At 70.8% G+C, this 17689-nt stretch carries 17 protein-coding genes and 1 pseudogene; 11 read left to right on the top strand and 7 right to left on the bottom strand.

Features of this window, described 5'->3' with window-relative positions; all coding sequences use genetic code 11:
* The first annotated feature begins 82 nt into the window (after positions 1-82).
* Both OG505_RS11220 and OG505_RS11215 read left to right on the top strand, forming a co-directional pair.
* Positions 83-1135: an LLM class F420-dependent oxidoreductase gene (locus OG505_RS11220; RefSeq protein ID WP_405433019.1), complete on the top strand. Its 1053-nt coding sequence runs from the start codon at positions 83-85 to the stop codon at positions 1133-1135.
* A complete protein-coding gene (locus OG505_RS11215; RefSeq protein WP_405433018.1) occupies positions 1132-1968 on the top strand; it encodes an undecaprenyl-diphosphate phosphatase in 837 nt (278 codons plus the stop codon). Before OG505_RS11220 ends, OG505_RS11215 begins: the two co-directional genes overlap by 4 nt.
* A 59-nt stretch (positions 1969-2027) precedes the next feature.
* Here the strand turns inward: OG505_RS11215 and OG505_RS11210 are convergent, their stop codons facing one another.
* Positions 2028-2585 carry a hypothetical protein gene (locus OG505_RS11210; protein ID WP_405433017.1) on the bottom strand — a complete coding sequence of 186 codons (558 nt, stop codon included), beginning with the start codon at positions 2583-2585 and terminating at the stop codon, positions 2028-2030.
* Between the two features lie 954 nt (positions 2586-3539).
* Between OG505_RS11210 and OG505_RS11205 the strand changes: the two genes are divergently transcribed.
* From OG505_RS11205 to mshC, 4 genes are all read left to right on the top strand, one after another.
* On the top strand, positions 3540-4256 hold the full coding sequence (locus tag OG505_RS11205; RefSeq protein ID WP_405433016.1) for a histidine phosphatase family protein: 717 nt from the start codon (positions 3540-3542) through the stop codon (positions 4254-4256).
* A gap of 142 nt (positions 4257-4398) precedes the next feature.
* A complete protein-coding gene (locus OG505_RS11200) occupies positions 4399-4980 on the top strand; it encodes a DUF3090 domain-containing protein (RefSeq protein WP_405433014.1) in 582 nt (193 codons plus the stop codon).
* Entirely contained in the window at positions 4977-5795 is an 819-nt protein-coding gene (locus OG505_RS11195) for an SCO1664 family protein (protein WP_405433013.1), read from the top strand. Before OG505_RS11200 ends, OG505_RS11195 begins: the two co-directional genes overlap by 4 nt.
* A gap of 66 nt (positions 5796-5861) precedes the next feature.
* Positions 5862-7100: a cysteine--1-D-myo-inosityl 2-amino-2-deoxy-alpha-D-glucopyranoside ligase gene (mshC, locus tag OG505_RS11190; RefSeq protein ID WP_405433012.1), complete on the top strand. Its 1239-nt coding sequence runs from the start codon at positions 5862-5864 to the stop codon at positions 7098-7100.
* A 223-nt stretch (positions 7101-7323) separates the two neighbouring features.
* Here mshC and OG505_RS11185 read toward each other — a convergent pair whose 3' ends face one another.
* Entirely contained in the window at positions 7324-8115 is a 792-nt protein-coding gene (locus OG505_RS11185) for a GntR family transcriptional regulator (protein ID WP_405433011.1), read from the bottom strand.
* A 122-nt stretch (positions 8116-8237) separates the two neighbouring features.
* Positions 8238-9107, bottom strand: coding sequence for a PAC2 family protein (locus tag OG505_RS11180; protein WP_007459801.1), 870 nt, complete (start codon positions 9105-9107; stop codon positions 8238-8240).
* Between the two features lie 262 nt (positions 9108-9369).
* On the opposite strand from OG505_RS11180, the gene metH reads away from it, so the two are divergent.
* Positions 9370-12885, top strand: a complete 3516-nt coding sequence (metH, locus tag OG505_RS11175) for a methionine synthase (RefSeq protein ID WP_405433009.1) — start codon at positions 9370-9372, stop codon at positions 12883-12885.
* A 9-nt stretch (positions 12886-12894) separates the two neighbouring features.
* Here metH and OG505_RS11170 read toward each other — a convergent pair whose 3' ends face one another.
* On the bottom strand, positions 12895-13377 hold the full coding sequence (locus OG505_RS11170) for an NUDIX domain-containing protein (RefSeq protein WP_405433007.1): 483 nt from the start codon (positions 13375-13377) through the stop codon (positions 12895-12897).
* Between the two features lie 266 nt (positions 13378-13643).
* Between OG505_RS11170 and OG505_RS11165 the strand changes: the two genes are divergently transcribed.
* Complete coding sequence (locus tag OG505_RS11165; protein WP_405433005.1) at positions 13644-14084, top strand: VOC family protein; 441 nt, start codon at positions 13644-13646, stop codon at positions 14082-14084.
* A 10-nt stretch (positions 14085-14094) separates the two neighbouring features.
* Here the strand turns inward: OG505_RS11165 and OG505_RS11160 are convergent, their stop codons facing one another.
* Positions 14095-14589 carry a GNAT family N-acetyltransferase gene (locus OG505_RS11160; protein WP_405433004.1) on the bottom strand — a complete coding sequence of 165 codons (495 nt, stop codon included), beginning with the start codon at positions 14587-14589 and terminating at the stop codon, positions 14095-14097.
* Between the two features lie 87 nt (positions 14590-14676).
* Between OG505_RS11160 and OG505_RS11155 the strand changes: the two are divergent.
* Positions 14677-14784 (top strand): annotated as a pseudogene (locus OG505_RS11155) (VOC family protein); the annotation flags it as partial.
* A 30-nt stretch (positions 14785-14814) separates the two neighbouring features.
* Here OG505_RS11155 and OG505_RS11150 read toward each other — a convergent pair.
* On the bottom strand, positions 14815-15294 hold the full coding sequence (locus tag OG505_RS11150) for a hypothetical protein (protein ID WP_405434898.1): 480 nt from the start codon (positions 15292-15294) through the stop codon (positions 14815-14817).
* Between the two features lie 346 nt (positions 15295-15640).
* Between OG505_RS11150 and OG505_RS11145 the strand changes: the two genes are divergently transcribed.
* Positions 15641-15964 (top strand): hypothetical protein, encoded by a 324-nt coding sequence (locus tag OG505_RS11145; protein WP_405433003.1) that lies wholly within the window; start codon positions 15641-15643, stop codon positions 15962-15964.
* Positions 15965-16236: 272 nt separating this feature from the next.
* A complete protein-coding gene (locus tag OG505_RS11140; RefSeq protein ID WP_405434464.1) occupies positions 16237-16650 on the top strand; it encodes a GNAT family N-acetyltransferase in 414 nt (137 codons plus the stop codon).
* On the opposite strand, the gene OG505_RS11135 is transcribed toward OG505_RS11140, so the two are convergent.
* Positions 16607-17551, bottom strand: a complete 945-nt coding sequence (locus OG505_RS11135) for an NAD-dependent epimerase/dehydratase family protein (protein WP_405433001.1) — start codon at positions 17549-17551, stop codon at positions 16607-16609. The two genes, OG505_RS11140 and OG505_RS11135, sit on opposite strands and share 44 nt — an antisense overlap.
* Positions 17552-17689 lie beyond the last annotated feature (138 nt).

Raw genomic sequence — 17689 nt, 5'->3', positions numbered from 1 at the left:
CATTGGCGGTGAGCCGGTGACGGGGTCCGTTTTCGGCATTGCGTAACCTGGTGCGACCTGTGCCACGGATGGGGGAGGACCAGTGCGACTCGGGCTCAGTCTCGGATATCAGACAGCGTGGAGCACACCCGCCGACCACCTGGCGCTGGCCCAGGAGGCGGATCGCCTCGGCTATTCGGTGGTGTGGGCGGCGGAAGCCTACGGCTCCGACTCGCCCAGCATGCTCGCCTGGATGGCCGGCCAGACGCAGCGGATCGACGTGGGCTCGGCGGTGATGCAGATTCCCGCCCGTACGCCGGCCGCCACCGCGATGACCGCCGCCACCATCGACGCGCTCTCTGGCGGCCGGTTCCGGCTGGGCCTCGGCGTCTCCGGCCCGCAGGTCTCCGAGGGCTGGCACGGTGTGCGGTTCGCCAAGCCGCTGGGCCGGACCCGCGAGTTCGTCGACATCGTCAAGCTGGCCGTCGCCCGCAAGGAGGTGGCGTACGACGGCGAGCACTACACCCTGCCGCTGCCCGACGGTCCCGGCAAGGCGCTGCGGCTGAGCTTCCACCCTCCCCGCGAACACATCCCGATCTACCTGGCCGCGGTCGGGCCAAAGAACCTGGAGTTGGCCGGCGAGATCGCCGACGGCTGGCTCGCCGTGTTCTACGCCCCGGAGTTCGCCGACGAGCACCTCGCCGCCGTGGCCGCCGGGCGGGCCAAAGCCGGCAAGGAACTGGCCGGCTTCGACGTGGTGCCCTCCGTGCCGGTCGTCATCGGCGACGACGTGGCCTCCTGCGCAGAGCTGGTGCGCTGGTACGCCGCGCTCTACGTCGGCGGGATGGGCAGCCGGACGCAGAACTTCTACAACCAGCTCGCCACCCGGATGGGTTACGGCGACGCCGCCCGCGAGGTGCAGGACCTGTACCTGGCCAAGCGGCAGCGCGACGCGGCAGCCGCGGTGCCGATGGAGTTCATCGACCGCACCTCGCTGCTCGGCCCGAAGGAGCGCATCGCCGAACGGATGCGGGAGTACGCCGCCTCCGGCGTCACCACGCTGTCGGTGACCCTGTTCGTGGCCGACCGGGACAGCGGCGTGCAGACCCTGCGTACCGTCGCCGAGGCGCTCGACCTTTCCGGAGTCGGCGAGTGACCTGGATCGAGGCCATCGTCCTGGGCGTCGTCCAGGGGCTGACCGAGTTCCTGCCGGTCAGCTCGTCGGGGCATCTGCGGATCACCTCGGCGATCTTCTTCGACCGCGACGCCGGCGCGTCGTTCACCGCCGTCACCCAGCTCGGCACCGAGGCGGCCGTGCTGATCTACTTCGCGAAGGACATCTGGCGGATCACCCGTACCTGGTTGGTGGGGCTGCGCGACACGTCGGTGCGCTCCAGCCTCGACTACCGGATGGGCTGGTACGTGATCGTCGGCTCGATCCCGATCGGGCTGTTCGGGTTCCTCTTCAAGGACCAGATCAAGACCGCCGGGCGCAACCTGTGGGTGGTGGCGACCACGCTGATCGTGTTCGCGTTCGTGCTGGCGTTCGCCGAGTACTGGGGCCGGCAGACGCGCACGCTGGAGAACTTCCGGATGAAAGACGGCGTGGTCATGGGCTTCGCCCAGGCCATGGCGCTGGTCCCCGGGGTGTCCCGCTCCGGTGGCACGCTCACCGCCGGCCTGCTGCTCAACCTGACCCGGGAGGCGGCGGCACGGTACTCGTTCCTGCTGGCCATCCCGGCGGTGGTGATGTCCGGCGTGTTCAGCCTCGGGGACGTCTTCGAACCGTCCGCCCCGGGCACGTCCGTGCCCACCGTGGCCCAGACGATCGTGGCCACCATCATCGCGTTCGGCATCGGCTACGCGGCCATCGCCTGGCTGTTGCGGTACGTCGCCCACCACACCCTGTACGTCTTCGTGCTGTACCGGGTCGCGCTGGGCACCCTGGTCCTCGCCCTGCTGCTCACCGGCACGATCAACGCCACCTGACCGGCGTGACCTGAACATGCCGATGGCCGGCACCCGTGTCGGGGTGCCGGCCATCACGGTCAGCTGTTCCAGTGCTGGCCGACGAGGTCGGTGGCCTGCTGCTCCCACTGGGCGTAGGCGTCCGGGTAGGCCGACACCTGCACCGTCTGCGCGGCCTGGGTCAGGGGCATGTCCTGCCAACCGTCGACCTGCTTGAGGCCCTTGAGGAACGCGGTCGTGGAGTACTCGGGGTTGGTGATCTGCTCCGGCGTGCCCCAACCACTCGACGGGCGCTGCTGGAACAGGCCCAGCGAGTCATGGTCATTCATGTCGCCGAGGTGGCCCAGGTTGTCCAGCTTCGACTCCTGCAGGCTCGTCGCGATCGAGATGACCGCGGCCCGCTCGGGCAGGCCGGCCTTCTTCGTGGCGGCGATGATCGCCTTGGCGTTGGCGGTCTGCTCACCGTCGAGGGTGATGTGCGACTGGTCGCCCTGCGGCTTCGGCGCCTGCACGGTGACCGCGGCCGGCTTGGTGTCGACCGGGGTGGCGGCGTGGGCGGCGATCGGGCCGGCGAACACACCACCGGCGAACGCGAGACCAGCAACGGACAGCATGCTCTTACGGAAGATCGTGTTCATGAGGGGTAGCTCCTTCGGGGGTAGGAACACCCACGCCACCGACGGGGGTCGGGTATGGCGGGGGTGTGAGCACCTCGTCCGGCGCTGCACATACGGGGGAAAGTCTTTCGGCGGCCTGCGGGCGAGGGGCCTCGCGGCGCCGAGTCTGGGTGTAACGACCGGGGGCCGGGGGTCATTCCCGGGGGCCTGGCACCGGGTCGAGCCGATGCGCGGGCGGTCGTTCGGGGGTCTGCCGATGCGTGGCGTTCGTTCGGGGGTCTGTAACGAGCGGGCCTGGCCCGGCATTCCGTCCCGATGATCGGGGGCGGGCCGGTGGGCCGTGGTCCTGCGATCGTCATGGTGTGTAACGACCCCGGGCCCGCCACGATTCCGGCCCATGGGTGCAGCCGGTCACAGCCCAGACACCCCCTGATCGGACAAACCACCCTCCGACGCGCGACGGGCGTGGCCTTCGTCGGGCGCTCGCGGAATGATCCACTCGGCTTCGGCGAAACCGGGGTATCCGGGACGCGGTAACACCGCGGTTTCAATGAACGCGAGTCGATCACTCCGACCCCGCCCTCCCGCGCCGTGCCCCCCGACGGCCCCTTTGCTCTGCTTCACTCCAGGCAACACTCCCGCGTCCGATATTCGGACACCCGGTGTTGCCTCCGTTGAAGCAGAGCAAAGGGCCCGCACGTCACCACCGCCAGCCTGACTCAGCCCGACCCCGCACGCCGGAATCGAGCAGCGGACCGGACAGGGGCGCAGGTACCGGACAGGGCCGCAGGTACCGGACAGGGCGCAGGGGAAGGGAGACCGACTCCATGGCGGCCACGTGGAGGCTTCCGCTGGCGAGGACACCGTCGCGCGGCCGCGACGGGTTGTGCACCACACCCGCCGGTCCGATGCCGGCGGCGACCCGGCGGGCGGGCCGGAGCCCGTGGCGGTCGTCCGCGCGGCGCAGGCCATAGGGTGGTCAGCGTGGCGACCCTTCTGCTTCTGCGACACGGCCGAACCACGGCGAACGCCGACGGTGGGCTGGCCGGCCGGCAACCGGTCGAGCTGGACGACACCGGGCGCGCCCAGGCCGCCGCGGTAGGCGAGCGGCTGCGGGTGGTGCCCTTGGCCGCCGTCGTCACCAGCCCGCTGATCCGCTGCCGCCAGACCCTCGAGTTGGCGCTGCCGCAGGCCACTCCGGTGGTCGAGGAGGGGCTGATCGAGTGCGACTACGGCAGTTGGGAGGGCCAACCGCTGAAGAAGCTCGCCAAGGAGCCGCTCTGGCCGGTGGTGCAGCAGCATCCCAGCGCGGCGGTCTTTCCGGGCGGAGAGGCGATGGCCGCGATGGCGGCGCGTGCCGTGGCGGCGGTTCGCTCGTGGGATGCCCGGGTGAACGCCGAGCACGGGCCCGAGGCGGTCTGGCTGGCCTGTAGCCACGGTGACGTGATCAAGGCCATCGTGGCGGACGCGCTCGGCGTACACCTGGATGCTTTTCAGCGGATCGTGGCCGACCCGGCGTCGGTGACGGCGATCCGCTTCACGCCGCTGCGTCCTTTCGTGGTCCGGCTCAACGACACCGGCGGCGACCTGGCCGCGCTGGTGCCGCCGCCGCGCAAGCGGCGTCGGCGGGCTACCCGGTCGGCGGCCGACTCGGACGCCGCGGTCGGCGGCGGCGCCGGGGGGGCCCGGTGACGCGCGTCACGACACCCCCGCCGACGGCCCGAGCGGCCGCCACGCCCGGCTCCCGCCCCTGGTACGCCGGGCGCGTTGCCCCTGCGGTGATTCGGGTCGGTGGGGTGCGCGATGCCATGGCGGGCCGGATAGGGTCGTGGGTATGACCCACCAGGTGCACGCCTTCGAACCGCCGGAGCGGTTCGTCGCCGGGACTGTCGGGGCGCCGGGGGAGCGCACGTTCTTCCTGCAGGCCCGCGGTGGCGGCAGGCTGGTCAGCGTCGCGCTGGAGAAGGTCCAGGTGTCCCTGCTCGCCGAGAAGCTGGAGGAGCTGCTCACCGAGGCGCAGCGTCGCTTCGGGGTGGACCTGCCCGAGTTGGCGCCGGTGATCGGCGACAACGAGCCGCTGGACACTCCGGTCGACGAGGAGTTCCGGGTCGGGACCCTCGGGCTGGCCTTCGACGTGGACACCGCGACCGTGGTGATCGAGGCGATCGCCGCCGGCGAGGTGGAGCCCGAGGTCGAGCTGGGCGACGAGGACGACGAAGACGACGAGGACGAGGACGAGGAGCCGGACGAGGACCTGGACCGGCTTCGGGTCCGGCTCACCCCGCAGGCCACCCGCCAGTTCATCGAGCGGGCCCGGCGCGTGGTCAACGCGGGCCGGCCGCCGTGCCCCCTGTGCGGCCAGCCGTTGGATCCCGCCGGGCACCTCTGCCCGCGGCACAACGGTTACCACCGGTGACCTTGTCCGGCCTCGAACCCCTGCGCGACGGTGACGCCGCGCTGCGGCTGCTGCGTGACGGCACGCTCGACCTGGAGGGCCGGCTGGTCGACGCGTCGAACACCACCCTGCGGGGCATCCTGACCCTCGACGGCGTCACGGCCCGCTGTGTCTACAAGCCGGTGCGCGGTGAGCGGCCGCTGTGGGACTTCCCGGACGGCACCCTCGCCGGGCGGGAGGTGTCGGCGTTCCTGGTCTCCGACGCCACCGGCTGGGGCCTGGTGCCGCCCACCGTGCTGCGCGACGGGCCGTTCGGCCCCGGCTCGTGCCAGCTCTGGATCGACGAGCCGGCCGACGCCGAGCCGCTTGTCGGGTTCGTGCCGGCCGACGAGCTGCCGCCCCGTTGGTTCCCCATCGCGGCGGCGCGGGACGACGACGGCGTCGCGTACGCCCTCGCCCACGCCGACGACCCCCGGCTGGCCCGTCTCGCGGTGCTCGACGCGGTGATCAACAACGCGGACCGCAAGGGCGGCCACGTGCTGGTCGGCGCGGACGACCGGATCTACGGCGTGGACCACGGGGTGAGCTTCCACGTCGAGGGCAAGCTACGTACCGTGCTGTGGGGCTGGGCGGGCAAGCAGTTGCCACCGGACGCCGTGGAGATGCTCGACGGGCTTGCCGGGCAGGTCGCCGGGACGCTCGGCGACGAGTTGGCCGATCACCTGACGATCAGCGAGATCGCCGAGTTGGCCGCCCGCATCGACGTCCTGCGCGAATCCGGCCGCTTCCCGCAGCCGCCGGAGGACTGGCCGGCGGTGCCCTGGCCGCCGATGTGACCCGCTGTCATCTTGATCACCCGTGGGGCGGCCCGGTGCCGCCTGAGGGCTGGTTAGGCTGAGGTCATGGAGTCTTGGGCGGGACACGAGGTGCCACGGCTGCCGGGCAGGGGCGAGCCGCTGGCGTTGTACGACTCGGCGCGGCAGGGTGTCCACCCGAGCGAGCCGGCCGACGCGGGAAGCATGTACGTCTGCGGCATCACCCCGTACGACGCGACCCACCTCGGCCACGCCGCCACCATGATCACGTTCGACCTGGTGCAGCGGATGTGGCGTGACGCCGGCCGCCCGGTGCGCTACGTGCAGAACGTCACCGACATCGACGACCCGCTGCTGGAGCGGGCCGCCCGCGACGGCGAGGACTGGGTGGTCCTGGCGATGCGGGAGACGGCGCTGTTCCGCGAGGACATGGAGGCGCTGCGGATCATCCCGCCGGAGCACTACGTGGGCGCCGTCGAGTCGATCCCGGACATCGCCGACAAGGTCGAGGTGCTGCTCAAGGATGGCGCCGCGTACCGGCTCGACGACGGCACCGGCGACGTCTACTTCGACATCTCCGCCACCGGCCGGTTCGGCTACGAGTCCAACCTGACCCGCGAGCAGATGCTGGAGATCTTCCCGGAGCGCGGCGGTGACCCGGACCGCGCCGGCAAGCGCGACCCCCTCGATCCGCTGCTGTGGCGTGGCGCCCGCGAGGGGGAGCCGTCCTGGCCGGGCGGGGAGCTGGGTCCGGGCCGCCCCGGTTGGCACATCGAGTGCGCGGTCATCGCGCTGAACCTGCTCGGCGACCGGATCGACGTGCAGGGCGGCGGCAACGACCTGCTGTTCCCGCACCACGAGGCGTCCGCCGCGCACGCCGAGCGGCTCACCGGGCAGGCGCCGTTCGCCGAGCACTACGTGCACGCCGGGATGATCGGCCTGGACGGCGAGAAGATGTCCAAGTCCCGCGGCAACCTGGTCTTCGTGTCCCGGCTGCGCGCCGACAAGGTCGACCCGATGGCGATCCGGCTGGCGTTGATCTCGGGCCACTACCGCGGCGACCGCACCTGGACCGACGAGCTGCTCACGGTCGCGCAGGAGCGCCTGGACCGCTGGCGGCGGGCCGCCGCCGCGCCCGCCGGGCCGTCCGGGGCCGAGCTGCTGGCCGGGGTACGCGAACGCCTCGCCGACGACCTGGACACCCCGGGGGCCCTGGCCGTGGCCGACCGCTGGGCCGACGCGGCCCTGGCCGGCGCGACGGACGACGCCGAGGCCCCGGCCCTGTTCGCGAAGACGGTGGACGCCCTCCTCGGCATCCGCCTCTAACCCGCAGCGCAGGACGTGGTGGCCGAAGCCGGCGGGGGCCGCGTTCGTATTCAACCCTCATGACTCTGAGGTATGAATATGACTCTGAGGTATGACGCTCAACAGCGTGAATGGTCCCGGCCCCGCTCCCGACCCACCTGCCGACGAGAACGCCGGCACGCCCCGGACCGCCACCGCGACGCACCCGGCTGGCCGTGCGGCGGCGAGGGGACGGGCCTCACCGTCAGCCCAGGACCAGGCCGGGGTCGGGTTCCGGGTCGGGGGTCGGGCCGGGGATCTTGTACTCCTCGGTGAGGGTGGTCATCGGGCCGGGCCAGGTGGCCTGCGCGACCTCGATGGGCTTGCGGTTCGCGTCGTAGGCGACGTGCAGCAGGTGCAGGACCGGGGTGTCCGGCCGGATCTGGAGGGTCTCGGCCTCCTCCCGGCTGGGCTGGCGGGCGCTGATGGTGTCGGTGGCCGAGACGTACCGCCGTCCGGTGGCTTCCTCGGCCTCCTGGTAGAGCGGCCGGCCGAACGCCTCGGCGCGTTCCAGCGAGGTGCCGGCGGTGTCGGCGGGCAGGAACCAGGAGGCGCCGACCTCGACGGGGGAGTCGTCGGTGCGGACGAGGTGGCGGCGGCAGAGCAGGTCCGTGCCGTCGGTGACGCCGAACGCGTCGGCGACCTCGGCGGGTGCGGGAGCACGCCCGACCGAGACGAGTTGCTGGCGGTACCGGGCGGCCAGGTCGGTGTGGTAGCCCCGGAAACCGCCGTACCGGCCCCGGGAGAGGCGGTTGAGTCGGCGGCGGGTGCCCCGGACGTACGTACCGGAGCCGGGTTTGGTGATCAGGATGCCCTCGACCCGCAGCTGGTCGACGGCGCGTTGCACGGTCTGCTTGGCGACGCCGAACATCTCGGCGATGGCCGGGATGGACGGCAGGCGTTCGCCCGGCCCCCAGTCACCGCGGCGGACCTGGACCTTGAGCTGCGCGGCGATCTGCCGGTGGGGGAATTCGGCCGCGCCGGGGTTGATCTGCACACCCGCCTCCTTGATCACATCTAGGTTCCTAGGATGCCGCAGAGGGTGTGACGGCGCCACCCCGGACACGCGAAAACGGGCCCCCGGACCACAGAAGGTCCGAGGGCCCGCAGTGAACGGTGCTACCAGGAGCCGGCGGTGGGGCCGGCCGAACCGCCCCGACGCCGCAGGTACTTCTCGAACTCCTGCGCGATCTCGTCACCGGTCAACGGGGTGATGCCCTCATCGCCGACCCGTTCCTCCAGCTCGCGGACGTACTCGCCCAGCTCGGCGTCCTGCTCGGCGGCGCTGCGCACCCGTTGCTCCCACTCGGCGGACTCCTCGGCCAGGTCGGCCATCGGCACCGGCAGGTCGACGACCTCCTCGACCCGGTGCAGCAGCGCGAGGGTGGCCTTGGGGCAGGGCGGGTTGTTGGCGTAGTGCGGCACGTGCACCCAGAACGACACCGCGTCGACCTCGGCGCGGGCACAGGCGTCGTGCAGCACGCCGACGATGCCGGTCGGCCCGTCGTAGCGGGTCGGGGTGAGCTGGTAGCGCTCCGCGGCCTGCGCGTCGGAGGCGCTGCCGCTGATCGGCAACGGCCGGGTGTACGGCACGTCGGCCAGCAACGCGCCGAGCAGCACCACCCGTTCCACCTCCAGGCTGTGGCAGATCTCCAGAACCTGCTCGCAGAAGGTCCGCCACCGCATGCTCGGCTCGATGCCGCGGATCAGCACCACGTCGCGCTCGGTGCCCTCGGGGCTCGCGACCATGAACCGGGTCGTCGGCCACTCCACCCGGCGGGTCTCCCCGTCGGCCATGGTGATGGTGGGCCGGCTGACCTGGAAGTCGTAGAAGTCCTCCGGGTCCAGCTCGGCGATCTGCCGCGCGTTCCAGACCTGTTCCAGGTGCTCGACGGCCGCGGTGGACGCGTCGGCGGCGTCGTTCCAGCCCTCGAATGCGGCAATGGCCACGGGGGACCGCAGTACCGGCAGTCCGTCGAACTCGGTCACGCCGTCACCTCACCCTGCTCGTCGCGGCCGACACCGGGACCGCGCCCGGTCGTCGGGCCGTGGTGCACGGTGGCGTCCCTGTTGTCCTTCACGTCCGCCAGCCTACGTGCCGGGCAGGGATGCGGCCCGTCGGCCGCGCCGGTCCGCAAGGTCCACGACCGGGCATACGGCGGCGAACCGGACAGCGTGATCCGCCCGACACAATATGGGATCGGGCGCGGACGGCGCTCGGGTTCACTCATTACCGCACTAACCTGAACGGGTGCAGACTTCGTTGCTGGATGTGCTGGCCGATCGGATCCTCATCGCCGACGGGGCGATGGGCACGATGTTGCAGGCTGCGGACCTCACGCTCGACGACTTCGACGGCCTCGAAGGGTGCAACGAGATCCTCAACGTCACCCGTCCCGACGTGGTGCGGGGGGTGCACGACGCCTACCTGGCCGCCGGCGCGGACTGCGTGGAGACCAACACCTTCGGCGCCAACCTCGCCAACCTGGCCGAATATGACATCCCGCACCGCATCCGGGAGCTGTCGTCGGCGGCCGCCCGGATCGCGCGGGAGGCCGCCGACGCGGCGAGCACCCCGGCCCGGCCCCGGTTCGTGCTGGGCTCGATGGGGCCGGGCACCAAGCTGCCGACCCTCGGGCACGCCGACTACGCGACCCTGCGCGACGCGTACCAGGAGAACGCCGCCGGCCTGATCGACGGCGGCGCGGACGCTCTGATCATCGAGACCTGCCAGGACCTGTTGCAGGTCAAGGCGGCGGTCGTCGGGTCGAAGCGGGCGATGGCCGAGCTGGGGCAGCAGGTGCCGATCATCTGTCAGGTGTCCGTGGAGACCACCGGCACGATGCTGGTGGGCAGCGAGATCGGCGCGGCCCTGGCCGCCATCGAGCCGCTCGGGGTGGACCTGATCGGCCTCAACTGCTCCACCGGCCCGGCCGAGATGAGCGAGCACCTGCGCTACCTGTCGCAGCACTCCCGCATCCCGGTGTCGGTGATGCCGAACGCCGGCCTCCCAGTGCTGACCGCCGACGGCGCGTACTTCCCGCTGACTCCCGTGGAGATGGCCGACGCCCTGGAGCGGTTCGTCACCGAGTACGGCGTGGGGCTCGTCGGCGGCTGCTGCGGCACCACGCCGGAGCACGTCCGGGTGCTGGCCGAGCGGCTGCACGGCGTCACCGCCCCGGCGCGCGAGCCGCAGCACGAGGCGGGTGTCTCGTCGGTCTACCACCCGGTGCCGTTCGCCCAGGACGCGTCGGTGCTGATGGTGGGGGAGCGGACCAACGCCAACGGTTCCAAGGCGTTCCGGGAGGCGATGCTCGCCGGTGACTTCCGCGCCTGCGTGGAGATCGCCCGCAGCCAGGCCCGTGACGGTTCGCACCTGCTGGACCTGTGCGTGGACTACGTCGGCCGCGACGGCACCCGCGACATGCGCGAGCTGGCCGGCCGGTTCGCCACCGCGTCGACGCTGCCGATCATGTTGGACTCCACCGAGCCGAACGTGGTGGAGGCCGGGTTGGAGATGCTCGGCGGCCGGTGCGTGGTCAACTCGGTGAACTTCGAGGACGGCGACGGCCCCGCATCCCGGTACGCGCGGGTCATGCCGGTCGTGCGCGAGCACGGCGCGGCGGTGGTGGCGCTGCTCATCGACGAGGAGGGCCAGGCGCGTACGAAGGAGTGGAAGGTCCGGGTCGCGGCGCGGCTGATCGACGACCTGACCGGCCGGTGGGGGATGGACCGCGCCGACATCCTGATCGACGCGCTGACGTTCCCCATCGCCACCGGTCAGGAGGAGACGCGCCGCGACGGCCTCGAGACGATCGAGGCGATCCGGGAGATCTCCGCCCGCTATCCGGGGGTCAACTTCACCCTGGGCATCTCGAACATCTCCTTCGGCCTCAACCCGGCGGCCCGGCAGGTGCTCAACTCGGTGTTCCTGCACGAGTGCGTGCAGGCCGGCCTGACCTCGGCGATCGTGCACGCCAGCAAGATCCTGCCGATGGCGAAGATCCCCGACGAGCAGCGCGAGGTCGCGCTCGACCTGGTCTACGACCGGCGTCGCGAGGGGTATGACCCGGTGCAGCGCTTCCTCGAACTCTTCGAGGGGGTCGACGTGACCAGCGCGCGGGCGAGCCGGGCGCAGGAACTGGCCGCGCTGCCGCTGGACGAGCGGCTCAAGCGGCGGATCATCGACGGTGAGCGCAACGGCCTGGAGGCCGACCTGGACGAGGCGATGGCCGGCGGCCGGTCCCCGCTGTCGATCATCAACGACATCCTGCTGGACGGCATGAAGGTCGTCGGTGAGCTGTTCGGCTCCGGGCAGATGCAGCTGCCGTTCGTGCTCCAGTCCGCCGAGGTGATGAAGACCGCGGTGGCGTACCTGGAGCCGCACATGGAGACCACCGAGGACGGCGGCAAGGGCCGCATCGTGCTGGCCACCGTGCGCGGCGACGTGCACGACATCGGCAAGAACCTGGTCGACATCATCCTGTCCAACAACGGCTACGAGGTCGTCAACATCGGCATCAAGCAGCCGATCAGCGCGATCCTGGACGCCGCCGAGCAGCACCGGGCCGATGCGATCGGCATGTCCGGGCTGCTGGTCAAGAGCACGGTCATCATGAAGGAGAACCTGGCCGAGATGGCCACCCGCGGGGTCGCGGAGCGCTGGCCGGTCCTGCTCGGTGGGGCGGCGCTGACCCGGGCGTACGTGGAGGACGACCTGCGGTCGATGTTCCCCGGGCAGGTGCACTACGCGCGGGACGCGTTCGAGGGGCTGTCCCTGATGGACCGGGTGATGACCGCCAAGCGTGGCGGCGCGCCGGTGATCGATCCGGAGCGGGAGGCGGCCCTCGCGGCCCGGCGGGCCCGCCGGGAGCGGCAGCGGTCCATGGTCACCGAGTCGCTGCCGGAGCTGCACGACTCGTCGGTGCGCTCGGACGTGGCCGTGGACGTGGCGGTGCCCGCCCCGCCGTTCTTCGGCACCCGGGTGGTCAAGGGTGTGCCGATGGCCGACTACGCGGCGCTGCTCGACGAGCGGGCCACGTTCCGCGGGCAGTGGGGGCTCAACGGCGCCCGGGGTGGCAACGGGCCCTCCTACGAGGAGCTGGTGGAGACCGAGGGGCGCCCGCGCCTGCGGTACTGGCTGGACCGGCTGATCGCCGACCAGGTACTGGAGGCAGCCGTGGTGTACGGCTACTTCCCCGCGTACTCCGAAGGCAATGACCTGGTGGTGCTCGACGAGAACGGGCACGCGGAGCGCGCCCGGTTCTCGTTCCCCCGCCAGCGCCAGGAGCGACGACTCTGCCTGGCCGACTTCTTCAAGCCCAAGGGCGACCAGCTCGATGTGGTCGCGCTGCAACTGGTCACCGTCGGGCAACCCGTCAGCGAGTACGCGGCGAAGCTGTTCGCCCGCAACGAGTACCGCGACTACCTGGAGGTGCACGGGCTGTCCGTGCAGCTCACCGAGGCCCTGGCCGAGTACTGGCACCGGCGCGTCCGCGCCGAGCTGACCCTGCCCGACGGGCGTCCGCTGGGCCACGACGACCCGACGGACCTGGCCGGCATCCTGCGCAACGACTACCGGGGCTGCCGGTACGCGTTCGGCTACCCGGCCTGCCCCGACCTGGAGGACCGGGCGAAGATCGTGGAGCTGCTGGGGTCGGAGCGAATCGGCGTGGAGCTGTCCGAGGAGTTCCAACTGATGCCGGAGCAGGCCACCGACGCCATCGTGGTCCACCACCCGGAGGCGAGCTACTTCAACGCCAAGTAACGACCGCGTCTAATCCTGCCACGTGCTTGACGAATCCGTCCCAGCACAGGCACGACAGTCGGTTGTGGTTCCTGATCGCCTGTGGTCCCACTCAAACTCGGGCAGGGAACGAACCATTGCCGCCAGGACGCCATGCACGAGGGGAAGGTCGCTCAGCTCGCTGATCCCGATCCATGCGATGTCGTCATGCTCGTCGGGTGCACGGTTGGTGGGAGAGCCAGCCCAGTCTCCAATCTGCCAGACGCCCACATGAAGGGCGTCTTCACCACCGCCGTCATGCACGACGCCCAACCGTGAAGCGGACTCCGCCACGATGTGAACACCGAGCTCCTCGTGCATCTCCCGCGCGAGGGCCTGTAGTTCCGACTCACCCGCTTCGACCTGTCCGCCAGGCAGATCCCAGACATCGGGGTAGGCCCGTTTGGTCGGCCTGCGGTGCACGAGCAGGACCGCGCCGTTTTCAACGAGTGCGCCGGTGACGACGACATGCATGACGGGAGTAGAGCACGGGGCCACGACAAGCTCGCCAGAGCCGAACAAGTTGGCTAACGGCCTTCGGCCGATGCAGCGCGCTCGGGCTGAGGTCATCCCAGTAGCAGTACGAGGTTGACGCAACCGCCTTCGAGTGAGAGGGGCCCAGGCGTCATGCCGTGAGACGAGCACAGCGCCGGTCGCCATTCCGTGTCGAGAACGCGCTGGCGGCTTCGTCTCAGGGGAGGATGCGACCACGGCGGCGCACCGGAGCGAGGAGATTCAGCATGGCGATCCAGCGGATGGACAACGTCCTCATTGTTGTCAACGACCTTGACGCTGTCATCGCGTTCTTCGTCGAACTCGGCATGGAGCTGGAGGGCAGGGGGCCGGTCGAGGGACGGTGGGTGGAGCGTGTGATCGGCGTCGACGACGTCCGCCAGGAGGTGGCGATGCTGCGGACCCCGGACGGTCACGGCAAGGTCGAGCTGGCGATGTTCCACACGCCGAAGGCGATCAGCCACGCACCGGAGAACGCGCCCGCGAACACGTTGGGAATCCGCCGGATCATGTTCGCCGTCGACGACATCGAGGACGTCATCGCCCGACTGCGCACCCACGGCGCCGAACTCGTGGGCGACGTCGAGCGGTACGAGGACATCTTCCTGCTCTGTTACCTGCGTGGCCCGGAGGGCATCATCGTCGGGCTGGCCGAGCACCTCCGTTGAGCCGCGAGAGTCAGGCTCCGACCTCGGCGATCATGGTGTCCGCGTTCTCGAACGACTCGACAGTGCGGAACCCTTCGGACGCGTAGAGACGGGCGGCGGCGTTCGCCCGCTCCACGCTCAGCGACACGGTACGGATGCCACGCTGCCGAGCGGCGTCCAGGACGGCCCGCAACAGTGCCCGGCCCACACCCCGCCCTCGCCAGGCCGGCCGCACACCGATGGTCAGCTCCGGCACGTCGTCGGCGACGTACCCGTAGCCGGGATCTTCGGCGCTCAGGTGCCGGAACCAGGCGGCGCCGAGCGGCCGGTGAGCGGGGTCGACCGCGACCACGCCGATGTCCGTCGGACCCATCCACCCCGCGACGTAGTGGGCCAGCGCGGGATCCGCCAGGATCCGCTCGCGGGGCCAATCGCGCTCGGGCTGCCAGTTCACGGCCTCGACGAGCATGTCCACCAGGAAGTCGGCGTCGGCCGGGGTGGCCGCGCGGATGTCGAAGTCGGTCACCGCGCAAGCCTCGCACACGCGATCGTGTGGCGTCCGGATGCGGGCGCCGTACGGGGCCAGCAGAATGGGCGCCGGAGGTGATCGAGGATGGTCGACCAGGAGAGCGTGCCCAAGCTGCATCAGGTGGTGCTCGACTGCACCGACGCCAGGTCGCTGGCGGAGTTCTACCGGCAGTTCCTGGGTCTGGTCTACCGGCCCGGCGACGAGCCGCCAGAGGGGCATCCGTCACAGGAGATTTCTGATGAGTCGCAGGTTTTTTCGCATGAGGCGGATGCAGGCCAGACGCTCGGCCCGGTCGTCGAACGTGTACAGGGAGCCAGCTTCGATGTCGACATCGGTCGCGGGAGCTGGCCTGGATAGTGCGTCTTTCCGGAACCCGCTGTTTCGCTCCCGTACCTTGTCGACCAAGTTGTCGTATGCCGTCCCCAGTTCGGGCGATTCCAGGGTCAGCCACCGCCGGTGGAACGACAGGGACTTCTGTGTCTCGCCGAGCATCTCTGCCAATTCTTTTCTGGTCTCAGGGGTGCCGTCGTGAAGCCGTAGGAATGTGTAGGGCAGCTGCCTGTAGCGCTCGACGACGTCGAGAGCCTCCGCGTATCGGCGAGCCCTCTCGGTTCGCCTGGATCCGGCGTTGCTCAAGAGGTATCCCCCGACAGCTGCAGCAGCCGCGATCACACCCACGATAACCGTCGAATCTACGTTCATCGTTGCATTGAAGCAACGCCGGACAACAGGCCGCGGTGGTCACCGGCAGCGTGCCGGGGCGATCGGCCCCGAGAGCCTATGACTCTGCGGCATATCTATTCCTCAGAGTCATGAAGGCTAACGGCGATACCGCCTCCCGGCTTGGATCGGTGGTGGCGAGAAGGACGGCGGCGCGCCACTGTCGCGGGCGCTGGTCATGCCGCCGAGAGCGAACATGCGGCACGCCGGAGCGTGCGGTCCCTACGATGTCCGAAGAGGTGGCCGCTGTGGCTACGTCCGCTGGCACCGACGGATCCTGTCGGCGTCCTGCACGCGCAGCCCGTGGGACGGGGGAATGGTGTGCGCGGTGACGGTGATCTCCCGCTGGCCGGCGGAGCTGACCTGGACGAAACAGTGGCAACGCGACAGGGGTTGGCGGGACTGGCCGCAGCTGTTCGGCCAGTACACGACCCCGTCGGAGCAGGACGTGACGCGTAACCCGCACCTGCGCGCGCTGCTCCAGGTGGAGGCGCCGATTCCACTCGGTGATCTGCCGCCGGCGCCCGCCGGGCCGCAGGATCATGTGGCGTCCGCGGCGCGCAGAGCGGTCACGGTGCTGGCCCGGGAGCTCAATGACCTTCTGGCCCCGATGATCGGCCAGCTCGAGGCCGGGGTGCCGGCCGACTCCTGAAGGTCGCGAGCCGTCCACACCACGGGCGGGGGAGTCCGGGGCGACGGTAGCCACCCCGGACTCCACCGGGCAACCGGTCCGGTGGGCCCGCAGCACGTCTGCGTCACCGTGTTGCCGGCGGTGTCGGTGGCTGTCACGCGCAGCGCGACGAAACCGGGCCGGCGGGAGACCTTCCATGGCTGATCGCAACGACGACCTGCGGGCGATCGTCGACGAGGTCCGACGCGTCACGACCCTGCCCACCGCGCCGACGCTGCGCGGGCGCAGCGCAGATCATCCGCCTCTACCGGCAACTGAACCCGGACGATCCGGTGATGGCCGACGGATCCGACGAGGCGGTCTTCCAGCAGATCGTCAACTCACCGGGCCTGCGCCTGTTCGTCCTCGAACGGGACGGGGTCGTCGTCGCCACGACATACCTCAACGTGATCCCGAACATCAGCCGGTCGGCGTCGCCCTACGCCGTCATCGAGAACGTCGTCGTCGAGGAGTCACGGCGCGGCACCGGGCTGGGTCGGCAGATCATGGCCGGCACGCTCCAGGCGGCGTGGGACGCTGGCTGCTACAAGGCGATGCTGATGACGGGCTCGCGCGACGCGTCGACCCACGCCTTCTACCGCGCCTGCGGGTTCTCGGCCGACGTCAAGACCGCGTACCTCGCCCGCCCACCCCGAACGAAGGGCTAGGGAAGGTCTCGCGCACCGCGGAGTCCAGCGACCGGCCGGTCGTCGGCTCGACGAACAGCTCGGCGAGCAGCAGGTCCGCGAGGTAGGTGGGGTTGATGCCCGACTCCTTGTCCCCGAGGCCCTGCACCGCGCCGCCGAGTCGCAGGGCGACCTTCGCCGCGCCGGCCGGCAGCCGGGCGACCCGGCGGCGTCGGCCCACCGCCTCCGCGATGCGCCCGATCATGTCGTGCCAGGTGAGGTTCTCGTCGGCGACCGGGATGTCCGCGCCGCTGGCCTGCTCCAAAGCATCCGCCGTGACCTCGGCGACGCTGCGCGCCGAGGCCGCGGCGCTCCCGCCGGCCGGGGCGACCAGCGGGGTACGGGACCGCGCCCACCGGTCCAGCGGCCCGGCCCAGTTTGGCAGCCGGTCGCCGGAACGACCGAAGACGAACGGCAGTTCGAGGACGGCGACCGGCAGCTCCGGGCCGGCCGCGGCGCGTCCCTCCCGGGCCTGCTCGACCCGGCACCTGATGTACGTGTGCCGTTCGGTGAGCCGCCACTGTGGATGCCGCCGGTCGAAATAGGTGTAGTACGAGCCCATCACTGCGCCGCGGGTCAGGCCCTCCAGGCGGGCGGCGGTGAACAGGCGCACCACCGGCTCAACGTTGTCGCGGCGAAACTGTGGATAGATCGGCTTGGGCAGTGGCCGCTGCTCGTCGGTGCGGGTGGCGTACACGACACCGTCGTGACCGGCGAGCATCGGCCGCAGCTCTTCGATCGAGGCGGACCCGACATCGAGCAGGTGGTCGACCCCCGGCTGGGCGGTCCGCGCCACCGTCGTGGTGGTGTGGCCGCGCTCGCGCAGCACGTCCACGACCTGAGCGCCGATCAGGCCACTGCCACCCACCACGAGGATTCGCACGCTGCATCGTCCACTCCGGAACCGGGTGCTTGTCAAGCCACGGTGCGAGCTGGCCCGCGCGGGGCCCGAGGCGACGACCGCAAAGGAGCCGGGGCGGACGGTTCGCACCGCCCGCCCCGGACTCCCGCCGTTCAACGG

This window comes from Micromonospora sp. NBC_00617 (assembly GCF_045161355.1).
GTDB lineage: Bacteria > Actinomycetota > Actinomycetes > Mycobacteriales > Micromonosporaceae > Micromonospora.
The sequence above is the reverse complement of the archived record's forward strand: the minus strand, read 5'-3'. Positions and strand labels throughout refer to the sequence as shown.